This window comes from Pseudonocardia sp. UM4_GMWB1, assembly GCF_017312155.1.
GTDB classification, from domain to species: Bacteria; Actinomycetota; Actinomycetes; order Mycobacteriales; family Pseudonocardiaceae; genus Pseudonocardia; species Pseudonocardia alni.
This window is the reverse complement of sequence record NZ_QJPN01000001.1, coordinates 4,700,950-4,716,432: the sequence shown is the minus strand read 5'-3', so window position 1 is coordinate 4,716,432 and position 15,483 is coordinate 4,700,950. Positions and strand designations below refer to the sequence as shown.

The following is a 15,483-nucleotide window of genomic DNA, read 5'->3' as shown; positions in this document are numbered from 1 at the left end:
GCCCAGGGACCGCGGCGGACGTGTGTCCGGGCCCGGGCGGCTGTCCGCAGGCCCGGCCGCCGGTGGCGCCCGTGGCAGCAGGGGTCAGCGGGTGCGGGCGGCGCCGGGTGGCGGTCGCCCGGGGGCACCGCGGCGCGGGCCGGTCGCCCGGCGCACCGGGCGCGGGGACGGTCCCGTCTGGCAGCGCGGGCACCAGTAGGTGATCCGGGCGCGGTGGTCGTCGCCCTGGTCGGCGGTCCGGATGCGGGTCCCGCACCGGCGGCACGGGCGTCCGGGCCGCTCGAACACCCAGTGCGCCTCGCCGGCGGCCAGCGAGCCGGTCGTCGTCTGCTCCGGGCGGTCCTTGTTCGACGACAGCAGCCGCCGCGACAGGTCGATGACCCCGGGCAGGTCGGGCACGTCGCGGATCGGCACCCAGGGCGTGAGCCCGAGCAGGAAGCAGATGTCGTTGCGGTAGAGATTGCCGAGACCGGCCATGACCCGCTGTTCGAGCAGTACCAGCCCGAGCGGGTGGCCGGCCCGGGCGGTCATCCGGCGCAGCGCCTCGGCGTCGTGGCCGGGGCCCCAGTCCGGGTCGAGCAGGTCGGGCCCGAGATGACCGACGAGGGTGTGCTCGTCGTCGGTGGCGAGCAGCTCCAGGTCGTGCAGGGCGAACCCGACCGCGACCCGGTCGGCGGTCTCCAGCACCGCGCGCGCCTCGTGCGCGACCCGGCGCCACCGCATGCCCGGCCGGTACAGGTGCCAGGAGCCGTCCATCCGGAAGTGGCTGTGCAGGCTGCGGCCGTCGTCGAACCGGGTGAACAGGTGCTTGCCGACCGGGACGACACCGGTGACGGTCAGCCCGGCCAGGTCGTGCTCGACCAGCCGCGGGTGGCGCAGCTCGCCGCGCAGCAGCTCGTGCCCCGCCAGCGCGCTGTGCAGCCGCTTACCGGCCAGGTACACGGTGTCTCCCTCGGGCACGTCCGCGACGCTACCCGGGCGGGCCGGGTCCGGCCCGGGCTCAGTCGACGACGAGGGTCCGCAGCTGCGGCCACACCTGCGACCACGGACGCGTCATGCCCTCGCCCAGCCAGATGCGGTTGCCGTCGCCGAGGTCGGTGACCGGTCGCAGCGCCACCCCGGTGGGCGCCAGCAGGCCGGGGTCCCGGCCGAGGAAGATCACGACGTCGTGGTCGTCCGGGGGCGGGTCGAAGTAGCCGTAGCTGCGGTTGCCGCTGTACCCGGGCGGCAGGCCGAGCGCGGGGTCGGCGGTGTCGACGTAGGCGGCGAAGATGTACGAGCCGCCCACCACGACGGCGCGGTCCCGCTGGTCCGGGGGCAGCCCGTCGCGGACGCGGGCGACCTCGCCGACGATCCGCTCCGGTACGGCGGGGTCGGCCGCCCCGGCGCTCGCGGACAGCATCGCCGCGGCGAGGGCGACCGACAGCATCCCGGCCGGCCACGCCACCCAGGACCACCGCCGTCGCCCGGCCCCGCGCCGCTCCTGGAACCACACCGCCCCGAGCGCGGCGACGGCACCGTGCAGACCGCACAGGTAGTAGGCACGCCCCACGGTCACCGCGAACACGATCCACAGCACGAGGAAGGTCACCGCGACGAAGCGGTACGGCCGCAGCCGCGGCGTCGTGAACGCCGCGACCGCCCCCACCACGACGAGCACGGTGCCGAGCAGCCCGGCCAGCAGCAGCATCGCCACCGCGTTGGGGCCCGGCCCGCCGAACAGGACCGACTCCTGCGCGACGACCGAGGTCATGCGCAGCTGAGGCCAGCCGTGCATGGCCTGCCACACCAGCGTCGGTGACGCGATCAGTGCACCCAGCAGAGCGGCCCACCAGAACGCGGGCCGTCGCAGCATCGCCCGCGGCCCGGCCACGCCGATCGCGAGGACCAGCACCGCGCCCAGCAGGATGACCTGGAACTTCGTCAGCGCGGCCAGGCCGAGCAGCGGGCCGACGGCGAGGAGCAGCCGGTCGTCGCGGACCCGGGTCCAGCGCACCAGCAGCCACAGCAGCAGCGCCCACTGCAGCGGTTCCAGCGAGTACGGCGTCAGGAAGTGCCCGAACAGCGTCACCCACAGCCCGGTGGCCTGGGCGAGCGCGGTGAGGACCTGGGCGCGGCGGTCGCCACCCAGCTCGCGGGCGATCAACGCGGCGACGACGACCGCGCCCGCCGTCGCCAGCGACGGCACGATCCGCAGCACCCCGTTCACCCCGGGTGCGAGGACGTCGGCGAGCCCGGCCAGCGCCGGTGCGACCGGGGGCTGGTCGGCCGACCCCCAGTCGAGGTGGTGCCGCCCGATCGCCAGCATCAGCGCCTCGTCGAACCAGTACCCGCGCCCCAGCGCCCCCATGACGAGGTGGACGACGGCCACCACCCCGGCGACGATCCCGACGGGCAGCCGCGCGAGCCGCGGAACCGCCGTGGGCGCAGCGCCGGAGTCCCGGACCGTGGTCGACGACGTCATGTGTCCCCCCGAGCGACGACGTGGACGCCGGCGGTCCCGGGCCCGGCGCCATCAGACCCCGGGGGGTCCGTCCGGTGCAGCGGGCATCGGGCGGTGGACGATCGACTTCGGTCTACCGGCGGCCCACCCTCCGGTCAGCCGCGCGGGGCGCTGCGGGCGATCCGCAGTGCCCACAGCACCAGCGGGACCTGCAGCGGCAGCCGACCCCAGCCGATCGCCCGGTACAGCGGGTCCTTGCGGTTCCAGTGCAGCGCCATCGACACGTTCGCCGGGAACACCGCCGCGAACAGCGCTGCCGCGGCCCAGCCGCCGGCACGCCGGGTCCGCGGATGCGCGACCGCCGCGGCGACGGCGCCCTCGGCGGCCCCGGAGGCGTAGGTCCAGAACCGGGGCTCCCCGGGCAGGCTGCGCGGCACGATCGAGTCGAACGGCTCGGGCCGCACCACGTGCAGGACGGCGGCGGTGCCGAGCAGCCCCGCGAGCCCGAGAGCGAGACGCCGGTCACGGGACGGGGTGCCGGGGGAGCGACGGAGCATGACAACGATGGTGCCACCCGATACGGGCGGCGGCCGCGCCCGCCGATGCGGCGGGCGTCACGGCCGGCGCCGGGTGCCCGCAGGCGATCCCGGCCACGTCCACCGGGCCTGCCGACCGGTCGCCGTCGGGCGGCCGGTCAGCCGATCGGCTCCGGGAGCCGGTCGACCTCGTAGGTCAGGCCGATCGTGTCGCCGGTGGCCGGGTCGTGCAGCTCCACCCGCCAGGCGTCGGCGAACTGGTCGACCCCCGGCCTCATCGCGACGGTCCCCGACAGCAGGACGGTGCCGGGCACCAGCCAGCCGCGCTCGCGCAGCAGGTCGACCCAGTATCCGGGCGGGAGGAGGGCGGCCAGCGTCGCGTCCTGCACGAGCTCCTCGCTGCCGCCGTGACGGACCCACGCGCGCAGGCTGATGTCGTCGAGCCGGTCGGCGACCTCCGACAGCCGCCAGGCCTTCCGGCCCAGGACGTCGAGACCCGCGTTCTTGCTCCACGCGACGCCGTGCACCTCCAGGGCGCGGTCGGTGTGGTCGCAGGCGACGGTCAGCAGCGGGTCGGTCACGTCGTCGCCGACGACCAGGGCGCACTCCGCCTCGCCGGAGGTCCGGTCGTGCTGGGCGGGGACCCGGTCGGTCTGCGACGCCAGGTACGGCGAGACCGGGTACAGCGCCGGCACCGTGTCCGGGGCCGGCACGCCCAGCTCGGCCAGCTCGGCGACGTGCGCGGCGACCTCCTCCTGGGCGCGTCCGGCGTACCCGGCGTTGAAGACCCGGTGGACCTCCACCGAGCGGGTGCTGCCGTCGGGCAGGGCCAGTTCGAGCGTCACGGGGGACCTCCGTCAGATGTGTACCGACTCCGGCCGCCCGCGCGCCTGCCCCGGCCGCACCCCCCCACGGTCCGGCCGCGGGCGTCCGACGGGGGTAGGTGCCCGGTCAGGCCCGCAGCCGCAGCCCCTTCGGCGTCACCCGGAACCCGGCCTCGGTGAGGACCTCGGACAGCGCCGAGACCAGCGAGTCCTGCCCGTCGGCGCGTTCCACGGCGAGCGACCCGAGCCAGCCCTCGTGCACCGCCCCGGCGAGCGACTCGGCGCCGGCGCGCAGCTCGTCGCGGTCCTCGGTGAACGACAGCAGCGACTTCCCGCCCCGTTCGACGTAGAGCGCGGGCGCCCCGTCGACCAGGGTGACCAGGGCGCCGGCCTTGCGACCGGGGCGGTGCCGGGTCTCGCTGGTCGTGTCCGGCCAGGGCAGGGCCGCGCCGTAGGGCTGGGCGGGGTCGGTTGCGGCGAGCACCACCCGGGACAGCTCGCGCCACGCCTCCCGCGGCGCCTGCGGGCGGCGACTGGCGCCGTCGAACTCGCCGTGGCGGCCGGCGCCGCCGAGCCCGCCCAGGCCGCCGCGCAGGTCGTCGGGCACCCCCGCGTACGGGTCGTCGCCCGGCTGGAGCCCCGCAACGTCGCCGGAGAGGTCGGAGCCCGGCAACCCGGCTGCGTCGTCGGAGAGGTCGTCGGGCAGGGGCTCGCCGTCCCCGGTCGGGTCCACGGACCCGGCCGGGTCGGCGGAACCGGCGCGGTCGGTGGGGTCGGCGACGACCGCGCCCGGCCCGGCCCCGAGGCGGCGCGGACCGGTCGGCGGGGCGGGGGAGGGGCCGCCGTCGCTCCCGGCGAGGGCCCGGACCCGGTCGATCGCGCCCGGTACAGCGAACTGCGCCGCGCCCAGCCCCTCGACGATGTAGCCGCGCCGGCACCGGCCGGACTCCTCCATCGCCCGGAGCACCTTGTAGACCGCGGCGAACCCGCCGGTGACCCGTTCGGTGCCCAACGCGCCCCGGGTCAGCACGCCGTGGCGCTCCAGGAACGCCTCCGCGGTGGCGTGCGCACGGCGGGTCGGGTCGGGCTCGCGCGGCACGGCCACCGACCAGCGCCCGCCGACCGACGGCGGCCCGGTCCGGCTGGGCATCGACGGCCGCCCCGCACGCAGCTGCGCATAGCGCCCGCGGGCCGGTCGGCGTGCCGTGCGGTGCGCCCCGCCCTGCCGCCCGGACGCGCCACGCCGCCCGCCGCCCCCGGACAGCCGGGCCCGCAGCGGGCCGAGCGTGTCGTTGGTGAGCGCACCCGCCCAGACCAGGTCCCAGACGGCGGCGACGACGTCGTCGTCGGAAGGGGCCGGTTCGTCCTGCTCGGTCAGCAGCACCCCGGCCCGGGTCGCGAGCTCGCGGAAGAACAGCGCACCGCCCCCGGAGTCCGGTGCGGCCTCCGGATCGGTCAGCGCGGCCGGGTCGGTCAGCCCGAGCGCGGCCAGTACCGCGGTGTGCAGCGGAGTACCCGCGGTGTCCAGGTCGGGGGCGGGCAGCAGCAGATCCGCCACGTCGGCCGGGGCCAGCGCCAGCCAGCCGTCCTGCCCGGACAGTGCGCCGCACCCGACCCAGGTCACCTCACCGGAGGCGGTCAGCTCGTCGAGCAGCGCGGGGGTGTAGCCCGGCAGCCGGGCCGGCAGCACCAGCGACTCGACCGCGCTCGCCGGCAGCGGCGCCCCGGCGAGCTGCTCGACCACACCGAGCACGTCCTCGGCACCCGGTGCGCGGCGCACCCGGCCTCGCCGCTCGGAGCCCGACCGCACCTGGACGCCCTGCCACTGCGGCAGGAACCGGCCCAGCGCCCGCTGCTCGACGGGCTCGACCTCGTGCCGCAGCTTCGCCAGCGACGCGCGCCGCAGCCGTCGCAGCACCTCGGCGTCGCAGTACTCCAGCTCGCCGCCGGAACCGGCGGGCACCGACGCCTGCGGGCGCAGCTCGCCCTTCATCAGCCGACCGGTGCCGGTGAGCCGCTCCAGCACCCCGGCGACCACGGCCACGCCCAGCCCGAAGCGGCGGGCGAGCTCGGCGGCGGTGAACGGCCCGTGCGTGCGCGCCCAGCGCAGCACGAGATCCCCGAGCGGGTCGGGCACCGGCTCGGTGAACGCCTCCGGCACCCCGACCGGCAGCGCCGTGCCCAGCGCGTCCCGGATCCGGCCGGCGTCCTCGATCGCGACGAACCGTTCCTCGCCGGCGATCCGCACCCGCAGCGCCCGGCGGTCGCGCTCCAGCTGCGCCAGCCACGCCGGGTCGACACCGCGGGCCCGCCCGTCGGCCTCGGACAGGTCACCGACGAAGCGGAGCAGGTCCGCGGCGCCCTCCATGTCGCGGGCGTGCCGGTCCGGGTCGGTGCGCTGCAGCTGGCCCTCGATCTCGGCCAGCATCTCCGGATCGAGCAGCTCCCGGATCGCCTCGGAGCCGAGCAGTTCCGCCAGCAGCGTCGAGTCCAGCGACAGCGCGGCCGCGCGGCGCTCGGCCAGCGGCGCGTCGGCCTCGTAGAGGAACATCCCGACGTAGCCGAACAGCAGGCTGCGCGCGAACGGCGACGGCTGCGACGACTCGACCTCGGCGACCTTCACCTTCCGCGCGGCGACGTCGCCCATCAGCTCGCGCAGGCCGGGCAGGTCGTAGACGTCCTGCACGCACTCCCGCATCGCCTCCAGGGTGATCGGGAACTGCTCGAACTTGCCCGCGACGCTCAGCAGCTGCGCCGATTTCTGCCGCTGCTGCCACAACGGGCTGCGACGGCCCGGGTCGCGCCGGGGCAGCAGCAGCGCCCGCGCGGCGCACTCCCGGAACCGCGACGCGTACAGCGCCGAGTTCCCCAGCTCCGCGACGACGATCTGCTCGATCTCGCCCGGCTCCAGCAGCACGTCCTCGGCGCTCGGGACGACCTCGGTGCCGTTGTCGTCCACGGCGTCCGGGAGGCGCAGCACGATCCCGTCGTCGGCGCCCGACGCGCTCACCTCGACCCCGCGGCGCTCCCGCATCCGGGCGGCGATCGCCAGCGCCCACGGCCCGTTGACCTGCGCCCCGAACGGCGAGTGCACGACGAGGCGCCAGTCGCCCAGCTCGTCGCGGAACCGCTCCACCAGGATCGTGCGGTCGCTCGGAACGTGCCGGGTCGCCTCGCGCTGCTCGCGCAGGTAGGACAGCAGGTTGTCGCAGGCCCACTCGTCGAGCCCGGCCGCGGCGGCGCGCTCCCGGGCGTCGGCGTCGGCCAGCCCGGACATCTCGCGCACGAACGCGCCGACGGCCCGGCCCAGCTCCAGCGGCCGCCCGATCGACTCGCCCTTCCAGAACGGCATCCGGGCGGGCACCCCCGGCGCCGGGGTGACGATCACGCGGTCGTGGGTGATGTCCTCGACCCGCCACGACGAGGTCCCCAGCAGGAACGTGTCCCCGACGCGGGACTCGTAGACCATCTCCTCGTCGAGCTCGCCGACCCGCGACCCGGCGCCGTCCGCGCCGCCCGGCGTCATCACGGTGAACAGGCCGCGGTCGGGGATGGTGCCGCCGGAGGTGACGGCCAGGCGCTGCGCGCCCGGGCGGCCGCGCAGCTCGTCGGTGACCCGGTCCCAGGTGATGCGGGCGCGCAGCTCGCCGAACTCCTCGGACGGGTAGCGCCCGGCCAGCATGTCCAGCACCGAGTGCAGCGCGGAGTCCGGCAGCGCCGCGAACGGGGCCGCCCGGCGGATCGTCGCGGCGAGGTCGGACAGCTGCCACGACTCCATCGCGACCATCGCGACGATCTGCTGGGCCAGCACGTCGAGCGGGTTGCGGGGGTAGCGCGTGGACTCGATCGACCCGGTCGTCATCCGTTCGGCGACGACGGCGCAGGACACGAGATCGCCGCGGTACTTCGGGAACACGACGCCCTCGGACACCGCGCCCACCTGGTGCCCGGCGCGCCCGACCCGCTGCAGCCCGGACGCGACCGACGGCGGCGCCTCGACCTGCACGACCAGGTCGACGGCCCCCATGTCGATGCCCAGCTCCAGGCTGGACGTCGCGACGACGCACGGCAGTACGCCGGACTTCAGCTCCTCCTCGACCAGGGTCCGCTGGTCGCGCGACATCGAGCCGTGGTGGGCCTTGGCCACCGTCGGCGCGGCCCCGCCGCCCACCCCGGACTGCCCGACCGCCTCGGCCGGGAACGCACCCGGGGCGTCGGCGTCGAGGTCGGCGGCCTCCTCCAGGGCGGCGGCCTCCTGCTCGGCGGCGAGCTCGTTGAGCCGGGAGGTCAGCCGCTCGGCGAGCCGGCGGGAATTGGAGAACACGATGGTCGAACGGTGCTCGCGCACCAGGCCGAGCAGCCGCTCCTCCACCGCGGGCCAGATCGAGGGCCTGCGCGCCGTGCCCGCGGCGGACCCGACGACCTCCTCGTCGGTGCTGCCCGGGGCGGGCCGCTCGTCGAGCGCGGCCAGGTCGGGCACCGGGACCTGCACCTCGACCCGGATCGTCTTGGGGATCGCGGGCTGCACGACCTCGACCGGGCGGGTGCCGGACAGGAACGTCGAGACCTCGTCCACCGGGCGCACGGTCGCCGAGAGCCCGATCCGCTGCGGGGTGGCCTCGGTGATCTCCTCGAGGCGTTCCAGCGACACCGCCAGGTGCGCCCCCCGCTTCGTCCCGGCGACGGCGTGCACCTCGTCGAGGATCACCGTCGTCACCCCGCGCAGGGACTCCCGCGCGGCCGAGGTGAGCAGCAGGAACAGCGACTCCGGGGTGGTGACCAGCACGTCCGGCGGGGTGCGCTGGAACTGGCGTCGCTCGTCGGCCGGGGTGTCGCCGGTGCGCATCCCGACGGTGATGTCGGGGACCGGCTCGTCGAGCCGCTGCGCGGCCTGGCGGATGCCGGTCAGCGGCGAGCGCAGGTTGCGCTGCACGTCGACGGCGAGGGCCTTGAGCGGCGAGACGTAGAGGACCCGGCAGCGGTGCTTCGGCTCGGCGGGCGGCGGGGTGGCGGCGAGCCGGTCCAGCGCCCAGAGGAACGCGGCGAGGGTCTTGCCGGACCCGGTCGGCGCGACGACGAGCGCGTTGCGCCCGGCCTGCGCCGCGGACCAGGCGCCCTCCTGGGCCGCCGTGGGCGCGGCGAAGGCCCCCTCGAACCACTGGCGGGTGGCGGGGGAGAAGCCCTCGAGTGCGGTCACGCCGACCATCATGCGGGTGGGGTCCGACAGTCACCCGTCGAGCGCCCGTCGGACCGGGCGTGACCTGCGACGTCAGCGGGCGGCGTCGGCCCTCGTGCGGGGCCAGACCTCCGCGGTGTCCTCGGCCGGGAACTCGGCGACGACCGCCGCGACCGTCCAGACCATCGACGCCAGGAAGTCCACGCCCAGCGCGTCGACGTAGTGCGAGGTCTCGCGGGCGTCGGCCGGGTCGACGAGCGGGGCGACCGTGTAGCGGGCCCGGGCCGCGTAGCGCGGGCCCAGGTTGCTCCCGATCCAGCCCAGTGCCCGCTCGGAGCGGTCGTCGTGGTCGGCCAGCGCGGTGCGGGCGGCGTCGTACCAGTCGGCCAGCACCAGGAAGGCCAGCGACCAGCCGGGCGGGGTGGCGTCCGGCGGCATGTCCCGGTCGACCGCGGTCAGCCTGCGCACGGCGAACCGGGCCGGGTCGGGCCCCGGCGCGGCGAGGGTCTCGCGCACCGCTCCGGCCAGCACGTCGGAGACCATGCGGTAGGCGTTCTGCAGCTCCGCGTCGTCCGTACCCGCCGACCTGCGTGTGTTCGGGGTCGTGCCCGCCATGTCCACCGTCCTCCGCTCGCGTGGCCGGGCCGGAGCGTAACGCCCTGGCGCGCGGCGGTCGTGGCACGGCAGCATCCGTCCGTGACCGCCGCACCCGACGCCGCCTCCCCGCCGCAGGACCCCGCCCAGCCCCGCCTGCTGGCGGTGCTCGCGATCGGGCAGGTGCTCGGCGGGACGGCCGTGGCGACCTCGATCGCCGCGAGCTCGCTGGTCGCGTCCCGGCTGTCCGGCTCGCCCGCGGTCGGTGGCGTCGCGTCGACGGCGAGCGTGCTGGGCGCGGCGGGTGCGGCCGCCGTCGTCGCACGCGTGGCCCAGGCCCGGGGACGGCGTCCCGCGCTGGTCGGCGGTCACCTGGTGGGACTGCTCGGCGCGGTCGGTGCGGTCGTCGCGGTCACGACCGGCTCGCTGGCGCTGCTGCTGGTGTCGTTGCTGCTGATCGGTTCGGGGACGGCGGTCGGGCTCGCCGCGCGCTACGCCGCCACCGACCTGGCCGCGCCGGCGCGGGCCGGCCGCGCGCTCGCGCTGGTGGTGTGGGCGACGACGGTCGGTGCGGTCGCCGGGCCGAACCTGCTCGGTCCGCTGGACGCCGTGGCCGTGTCGGCCGGGCTGCCCGGTGTCGCCGGTCCGTACCTGCTCTGCGCGGTCGCGTTCGCCCTGGCGGCCCTGACCGGGTGGCTGGGTCTGCGGCCCGACCCGCTGCTGCGGGCCCGGGAGCGCGCGGGGACCCCGGCCGGCGCGCCCGGGGCCGCGGCGGTGCGGCCGTGGGCGGTGCTGCGGGCCTCGCGCCCCGCGCTGCTCGGCGCGGTCGGCATCGTGCTCGGGCACGCGGTGATGGTCGGGCTGATGTCGATGACCCCGGTGCACATGGACCACGGCGGCGCGGCGCTGTCGGTCGTCGGGCTGGTGATCAGCCTGCACATCGCGGGGATGTACGCGCTCAGCCCGTTGTTCGGGTGGCTCGCCGACCGGCTCGGTCCGGCGCGGGTGCTGGCCGGTGCCGGGGTGCTGCTGCCGCTGGCGGGGGTGGTCTGCGCCCTCGCCGCGCCGACCTCGACCGGCCTGCTGTCGGTGGGCCTGGTGCTGCTCGGTCTGGGCTGGTCGGCAGCGGTGGTGGGCGGGTCGGCGCAGCTCACGGCGTCGCTGGCGGTGGCCGACCGGCCGCGGGTGCAGGGCTCGGTGGACGTGGCGATGAACCTGGTCGGCGCCGCCGCCGGGATCGTGGCCGGGGTGCTCGTGACGGTGTCGTCCTACGCGCTGCTCGGCGCGCTGGTGGTCGTGGCGACGGTGCCGTTCCTGCTGGTGGCAGCACGCTCGGCCCGCACGGGACGCCCGGCGGCCGGCTGAGCGGGACCCTCAGCGACGGCGCTGGTGGAGCCACCAGCGCACCAGCACGACCAGCGCGGACAGCAGCGCGAGCAGCGACACGACCTGCCACGCCAGGGGCGACCCGATGCCGGTCGTCGCGAGGACCTCGTCGGCGACGTCGACCGGGACGGTCGCGAGCAGTTCGGACATATCACCCAGGCTACCGGCTCCGGGGCCGTCAACGGGCGGACACCACACGGAACGGGTGACCCGTCTACCCTCGCGGGCGTGCGACTGAGCCACTTCCGGGAACTGATGGAGGGCGAGTTCGGGCCGGTGCGGGCGGCGTCGCTGTCCCGCGACCACGTCTTCGCCGACCTCGGCGGCCGGACCGTCGAGCAGGCGATCGAGGCAGGTCTCGACCTGCGCCGGGTCTGGCGCGCGGTCTGCGCGGCCTACGAGGTCCCACCCGCACGGCGGTAGCGGCGCCCGGGCGGTCGTGGTGACCGCTCGGCTCCCGTGGGTGCCCGGTCGGCGTGTCGCGGTGTCGGATCGAACGCGTGTTCGTCTACGGTTCCGCCAGGGCTCGCGGTACCGGTCCTGCGGCGCGGTGTCGGACGAGTTGTCCACAGGCGCCGATCCGGGCCCGTAACTGTCAGGGGTACCCCATACCGTTGTGGTGTGCCTCCCCGAAAGACACCAGCAGGACCCGATCGTCGACCACCAGCGAGGAGTCAAGAGATGTCCGCTCCGGACCGCGGCAAGGCGCTCGAACTCGCCCTCGCCCAGATCGAGAAGAACCACGGCAAGGGATCGGTGATGCGCCTGGGCGACCAGACCCGCGTCCCGATCAGTGCCATCTCCACGGGCTCCATCGCGCTCGACGTCGCGCTCGGCGTCGGGGGCATCCCGCGCGGCCGCGTCGTCGAGATCTACGGCCCGGAGTCCAGCGGCAAGACGACCGTCGCGCTGCACGCCGTCGCGAGCGCGCAGGCCGCCGGAGGCGTCGCGGCGTTCATCGACGCCGAGCACGCGCTCGACCCGGAGTACGCCAAGGCGCTCGGCGTCGACACCGACGACCTGCTGGTCTCCCAGCCGGACACCGGTGAGCAGGCGCTGGAGATCGCGGACATGCTGATCCGCTCCGGCGCGCTCGACATCATCGTCATCGACTCGGTGGCCGCGCTCGTGCCGCGCGCCGAGATCGAGGGCGAGATGGGCGACAGCCATGTCGGCCTGCAGGCCCGGCTGATGAGCCAGGCGCTGCGGAAGATCACCGGTGCGCTCAGCAACTCCGGCACCACCGCGATCTTCATCAACCAGCTGCGCGAGAAGATCGGCGTGATGTTCGGGTCCCCGGAGACCACGACCGGTGGTAAGGCGCTGAAGTTCTACGCGTCGGTCCGCATGGACATCCGCCGCATCGAGACCCTGAAGGACGGCACCGACATGGTCGGCAGCCGGACCCGGGTCAAGGTCGTGAAGAACAAGGTGGCCCCGCCGTTCAAGCAGGCGGAGTTCGACGTGCTCTACGGCGTCGGCATCTCCAAGGAGGGTTCGCTGATCGACGTGGGCGTCGAGCAGGGGATCATCCGCAAGTCCGGTGCCTGGTACACCTACGAGGGCGACCAGATGGGGCAGGGCAAGGAGAACGCCCGCAAGTTCCTCAAGGAGAACCCGGACGTCGCCGCCGAGGTCGAGAAGCGCATCAAGGAGAAGCTGGGGATCGGCGCCGTCGTCGACGCAGAGGAGACCAGCCCGGTCGAGCCCCTCCCGGCCCCGGTCGACTTCTGAGCGTGACCGGCGAGCGCGACGGGTCCGGAGGCACGTCCGGACGGGACGGTGCGGAGCCGACCAGGCCCCGCACCGTCCCGCTCGACGACCTGTTCGGCGTGACCCCGTCGGTCACCGACGAGCAGGATCCGCCCGCGATCCGGACCGCCGACCCGACCGGCGGTGAGCCGGACGAGTCCGTCGCCGAGCCCTCGGGGGTCCCCGGCTGGGACACGAGCCCCCACCAGGTCTCGTTCGCCGCGCTGAGCGGTGCCGACGAGGCCCCCACGACGGCGACCGAACCGCCGGTTGCCTGGTCCACGGGACCGGCGGCGGACGGCGCGACGGACGGGGCGGCGGCCCCCGCCCCGGTCCGCAGGCTGACCCTCGACGACCCCGACCCCCACCCCGACCCGGCTTCCGGTGGGAGCGCCGACGACGGCGTCGACGATGCGGGACCCGGCTCACCCCGTGTGGTCTCCTTCGAGGAGCTGTCCGGACGGGGCGCCCGCCGCAGCGGACCCCGTCGCGACCGCGCGACCCCGCGTCGGCGTCCGGCCGCCGCGGCAGGCGCGACCGACCGGGACGCCACGGCCGCCGTGCCCGAGGGCACCGGGCCGGACCCGGTCGAGGAGAGCACCACCCCCCGTGGCCGGCGCCGCGGAGAGGGCCGTGGCCGGGGGAGACGTCGGGGTGAGGACGTCACCCCACGCGTCGAGACACCGCAGGAGCAGGAGACCCGCGCCCGCGACATCTGCCTGCGCCTGCTCACCGACCGCGCCCGCACGGTCAAGGAGCTCGGCGACGCGCTGCGTCGCAAGGAGGTCCCCGACGAGGTCGCGCACCGCGTCCTCGACCGGTTCGACGAGGTCGGACTCGTCGACGACCAGGCCTTCGCCGAACAGTGGGTCCGGTCCCGCCACCGCCACCGCGGCCTCGGCAAGCGGGCGATCGCGATGGAGCTGCACCGCAAGGGCGTCGACCGCGAGATCGCCGACGAGGCGCTCACCGGCATCGACGACGACTCCGAACGCGACCGGGCCCGCGAGCTCGTCGTACGGCGGCTGCGGAGCCTGCCCGTCGGGAGCCGCGAGGAGCGGCAGTCCAGCGCCCGCAAGCTGGTCGGCATGCTCGCGCGCAAGGGTTACGGGCCCGGGGTCGCCTACGGGGTGGTCAAGGAGGAGATCGCCGCCGCCGGTGCGGAGGCCGACGAGCTGGGCGAGGCCCCGCCCGAGGACTGACCGTCCCGGGACGGGGCCCCCGCCCGGTCACGACCGCACCACGCGCCCTCCCGGGCAGCGGGGCGACCGCCGCGACCCCCGCGCCCGCCGCGACCGGCGGCGTCGTCGCCGGGTCGGACAGCGCACCCGGAGCCCGCGGGATCCCGCCGGCCGGGGTACCGCCCTCGGACGGCGCGTCCACGGCGCACTGGAGCTGCTCCAGGCCGGTGACCAGCCAGTTCAGCCCGTGGTCGCGGGCCCGCTCGGCGGTCGCCTCGACCGGCCCGGTACCGGGGGCGCAGCCGACGTCACGGCGCCCACCCCGGCGCCCGCGCCGCCGAGCAGCACCACGAGCACCCCGGCACGGCACCCGCCCGACGCCTGCGGCGGCGACGCCGCGACGGCTCCGGTGCGATCTCGACGGTGGTCTCGACCGCGCTCATCGCCGCACCGCCGGACCCGGGGTGGACCGGTCCCGCCCGCGGGTCGCCCCACCGCCGTCGTCCCCGGGGTCGGGGCCCCCGGCGGGACCAGCGTCTCCAGCGCCATGCACCGTCTCCTGCGTCATTGCGGCACGATCCGCCACCGCGGGTGCCCCTTCCGGTCGTTGCGCAGAGCAAGCCCAGAGGACGCTGAGCGATCACCGAGAGTCCACATTCGAGCCGCACGGCGGAGATCCGGTTCTGCGTGCCGATCAGGGGTGCGTAACCGGTGACTGCGTGCATAGGATGCCCGCTGATCCGCAGTTCGTGATCGGCGAACGGCGCGGGGAGTCGATCCCGGGAGGGTGTTCGTGAGGATCCGAGGACGAGTGGCCGGCGCCGCGCTGGCGGTGACGGCGCTGTTCGCGCCGGCGGGCTGCGGCGGGGGAGCCGGGGGCGGCGGGACCGCCGCGCAGCCGGGCGGCGAGGCGCAGGGCGGCACGCTGACGGTGTTCGCCGCGGCGTCGCTGACCGGTACGTTCGGTGACCTGGAGAAGAAGTTCGAGGCCGCCAACCCGGGCACGGACGTGGTGTTCAACTTCGCCGGGTCCTCGGCCCTGGCCCAGCAGATCAACCAGGGCGCCCCGGCCGACGTGTTCGCCTCGGCCGACCAGAACAACATGACCAAGGTGACCGACGCGGGCAACGCCCAGGGGCAGCCCGAGGTCTTCGCCACCAACACCCTGCAGATCGCGGTCGCGCCGCAGAACCCGAAGCAGATCGCGTCGCTGCAGGACCTGAGCAGGCCCGGCCTGCGGACCGTGGTCTGCGCCCCGCAGGTGCCGTGCGGCTCGGCGACGGAGAAGGTGGAGAAGGCCGCCGGCGTGGACATCACGCCCGTCTCCGAGGAGCAGGACGTCAAGTCGGTGCTGCAGAAGGTCACCACCGGCAACGCCGACGCCGGGGTCGTCTACCGGACCGACGTCGCCGCGTCGACGGGGCAGGCGCAGGGCGTCGACATCCCGCAGGCGTCGGAGGCGGTCAACCAGTACCCGATCGTCGTCCTGAAGAACACGAAGAACGCCGAGCCGGCGCAGAAGTGGGTGCAGTTCGTGAACGGCGACGAGGGCCGTCAGGTCCTCGGGGCGGCCGGGTTCGGCGCCCCCTGA

The 15,483-nt window shown here is 75.8% G+C and carries 12 protein-coding genes; 5 read left to right on the top strand and 7 right to left on the bottom strand.

Annotated features, from left to right (window positions below; all coding sequences use genetic code 11):
• Positions 1-84: 84 nt before the first annotated feature.
• The 6 genes from DMP15_RS21990 to DMP15_RS21965 all read right to left on the bottom strand — a co-directional run bounded on the left by DMP15_RS21990 (position 85) and on the right by DMP15_RS21965 (position 9,594).
• On the bottom strand, positions 85-960 hold the full coding sequence (locus tag DMP15_RS21990; RefSeq protein WP_073578098.1) for a DNA-formamidopyrimidine glycosylase family protein: 876 nt from the start codon (positions 958-960) through the stop codon (positions 85-87).
• A 40-nt stretch (positions 961-1,000) separates the two neighbouring features.
• Positions 1,001-2,464, bottom strand: a complete 1,464-nt coding sequence (locus DMP15_RS21985) for a glycosyltransferase family 39 protein (protein ID WP_073578097.1) — start codon at positions 2,462-2,464, stop codon at positions 1,001-1,003.
• 134 nt (positions 2,465-2,598) lie between these two features.
• Complete coding sequence (locus DMP15_RS21980) at positions 2,599-3,000, bottom strand: MauE/DoxX family redox-associated membrane protein (protein ID WP_073578096.1); 402 nt, start codon at positions 2,998-3,000, stop codon at positions 2,599-2,601.
• Between the two features lie 137 nt (positions 3,001-3,137).
• Entirely contained in the window at positions 3,138-3,824 is a 687-nt protein-coding gene (locus tag DMP15_RS21975; RefSeq protein WP_073578095.1) for a DUF2848 domain-containing protein, read from the bottom strand.
• Between the two features lie 106 nt (positions 3,825-3,930).
• Positions 3,931-9,012, bottom strand: a complete 5,082-nt coding sequence (locus DMP15_RS21970) for an ATP-dependent helicase (protein WP_337826396.1) — start codon at positions 9,010-9,012, stop codon at positions 3,931-3,933.
• Between the two features lie 60 nt (positions 9,013-9,072).
• Positions 9,073-9,594: a hypothetical protein gene (locus DMP15_RS21965; RefSeq protein WP_073578093.1), complete on the bottom strand. Its 522-nt coding sequence runs from the start codon at positions 9,592-9,594 to the stop codon at positions 9,073-9,075.
• Positions 9,595-9,675: 81 nt separating this feature from the next.
• Here DMP15_RS21965 and DMP15_RS21960 point away from each other — a divergent pair, with 81 nt between their 5' ends.
• Positions 9,676-10,938, top strand: coding sequence for an MFS transporter (locus tag DMP15_RS21960; protein WP_073578092.1), 1,263 nt, complete (start codon positions 9,676-9,678; stop codon positions 10,936-10,938).
• 9 nt (positions 10,939-10,947) lie between these two features.
• Here DMP15_RS21960 and DMP15_RS21955 read toward each other — a convergent pair whose 3' ends face one another.
• A complete protein-coding gene (locus DMP15_RS21955) occupies positions 10,948-11,109 on the bottom strand; it encodes a hypothetical protein (RefSeq protein WP_167379121.1) in 162 nt (53 codons plus the stop codon).
• A 78-nt stretch (positions 11,110-11,187) separates the two neighbouring features.
• Here DMP15_RS21955 and DMP15_RS21950 point away from each other — a divergent pair, with 78 nt between their 5' ends.
• The 4 genes from DMP15_RS21950 to modA all read left to right on the top strand — a co-directional run bounded on the left by DMP15_RS21950 (position 11,188) and on the right by modA (position 15,483).
• A complete protein-coding gene (locus tag DMP15_RS21950) occupies positions 11,188-11,382 on the top strand; it encodes a DUF3046 domain-containing protein (RefSeq protein ID WP_062401227.1) in 195 nt (64 codons plus the stop codon).
• A 258-nt stretch (positions 11,383-11,640) separates the two neighbouring features.
• Complete coding sequence (gene recA / locus DMP15_RS21945; RefSeq protein WP_073578091.1) at positions 11,641-12,693, top strand: recombinase RecA; 1,053 nt, start codon at positions 11,641-11,643, stop codon at positions 12,691-12,693.
• Positions 12,694-12,695: 2 nt separating this feature from the next.
• Positions 12,696-13,913: a regulatory protein RecX gene (locus tag DMP15_RS21940; protein WP_337826395.1), complete on the top strand. Its 1,218-nt coding sequence runs from the start codon at positions 12,696-12,698 to the stop codon at positions 13,911-13,913.
• A 772-nt stretch (positions 13,914-14,685) separates the two neighbouring features.
• Positions 14,686-15,483 carry a molybdate ABC transporter substrate-binding protein gene (gene modA / locus DMP15_RS21935; RefSeq protein ID WP_073578263.1) on the top strand — a complete coding sequence of 266 codons (798 nt, stop codon included), beginning with the start codon at positions 14,686-14,688 and terminating at the stop codon, positions 15,481-15,483.

What these genes read in the sequence shown, in the direction of transcription:
- DMP15_RS21985 (WP_073578097.1), bottom strand. Translation starts at nt 2,464, where the DNA reads ATGACGTCGTCGACCACGGTCCGGGACTCCGGCGCTGCGCCCACGGCG.
- DMP15_RS21980 (WP_073578096.1), bottom strand. Translation starts at nt 3,000, where the DNA reads ATGCTCCGTCGCTCCCCCGGCACCCCGTCCCGTGACCGGCGTCTCGCT.
- DMP15_RS21970 (WP_337826396.1), bottom strand. Translation starts at nt 9,012, where the DNA reads ATGATGGTCGGCGTGACCGCACTCGAGGGCTTCTCCCCCGCCACCCGC.
- DMP15_RS21965 (WP_073578093.1), bottom strand. Translation starts at nt 9,594, where the DNA reads ATGGCGGGCACGACCCCGAACACACGCAGGTCGGCGGGTACGGACGAC.
- DMP15_RS21955 (WP_167379121.1), bottom strand. Translation starts at nt 11,109, where the DNA reads ATGTCCGAACTGCTCGCGACCGTCCCGGTCGACGTCGCCGACGAGGTC.
- recA (WP_073578091.1), top strand. Translation starts at nt 11,641, where the DNA reads ATGTCCGCTCCGGACCGCGGCAAGGCGCTCGAACTCGCCCTCGCCCAG.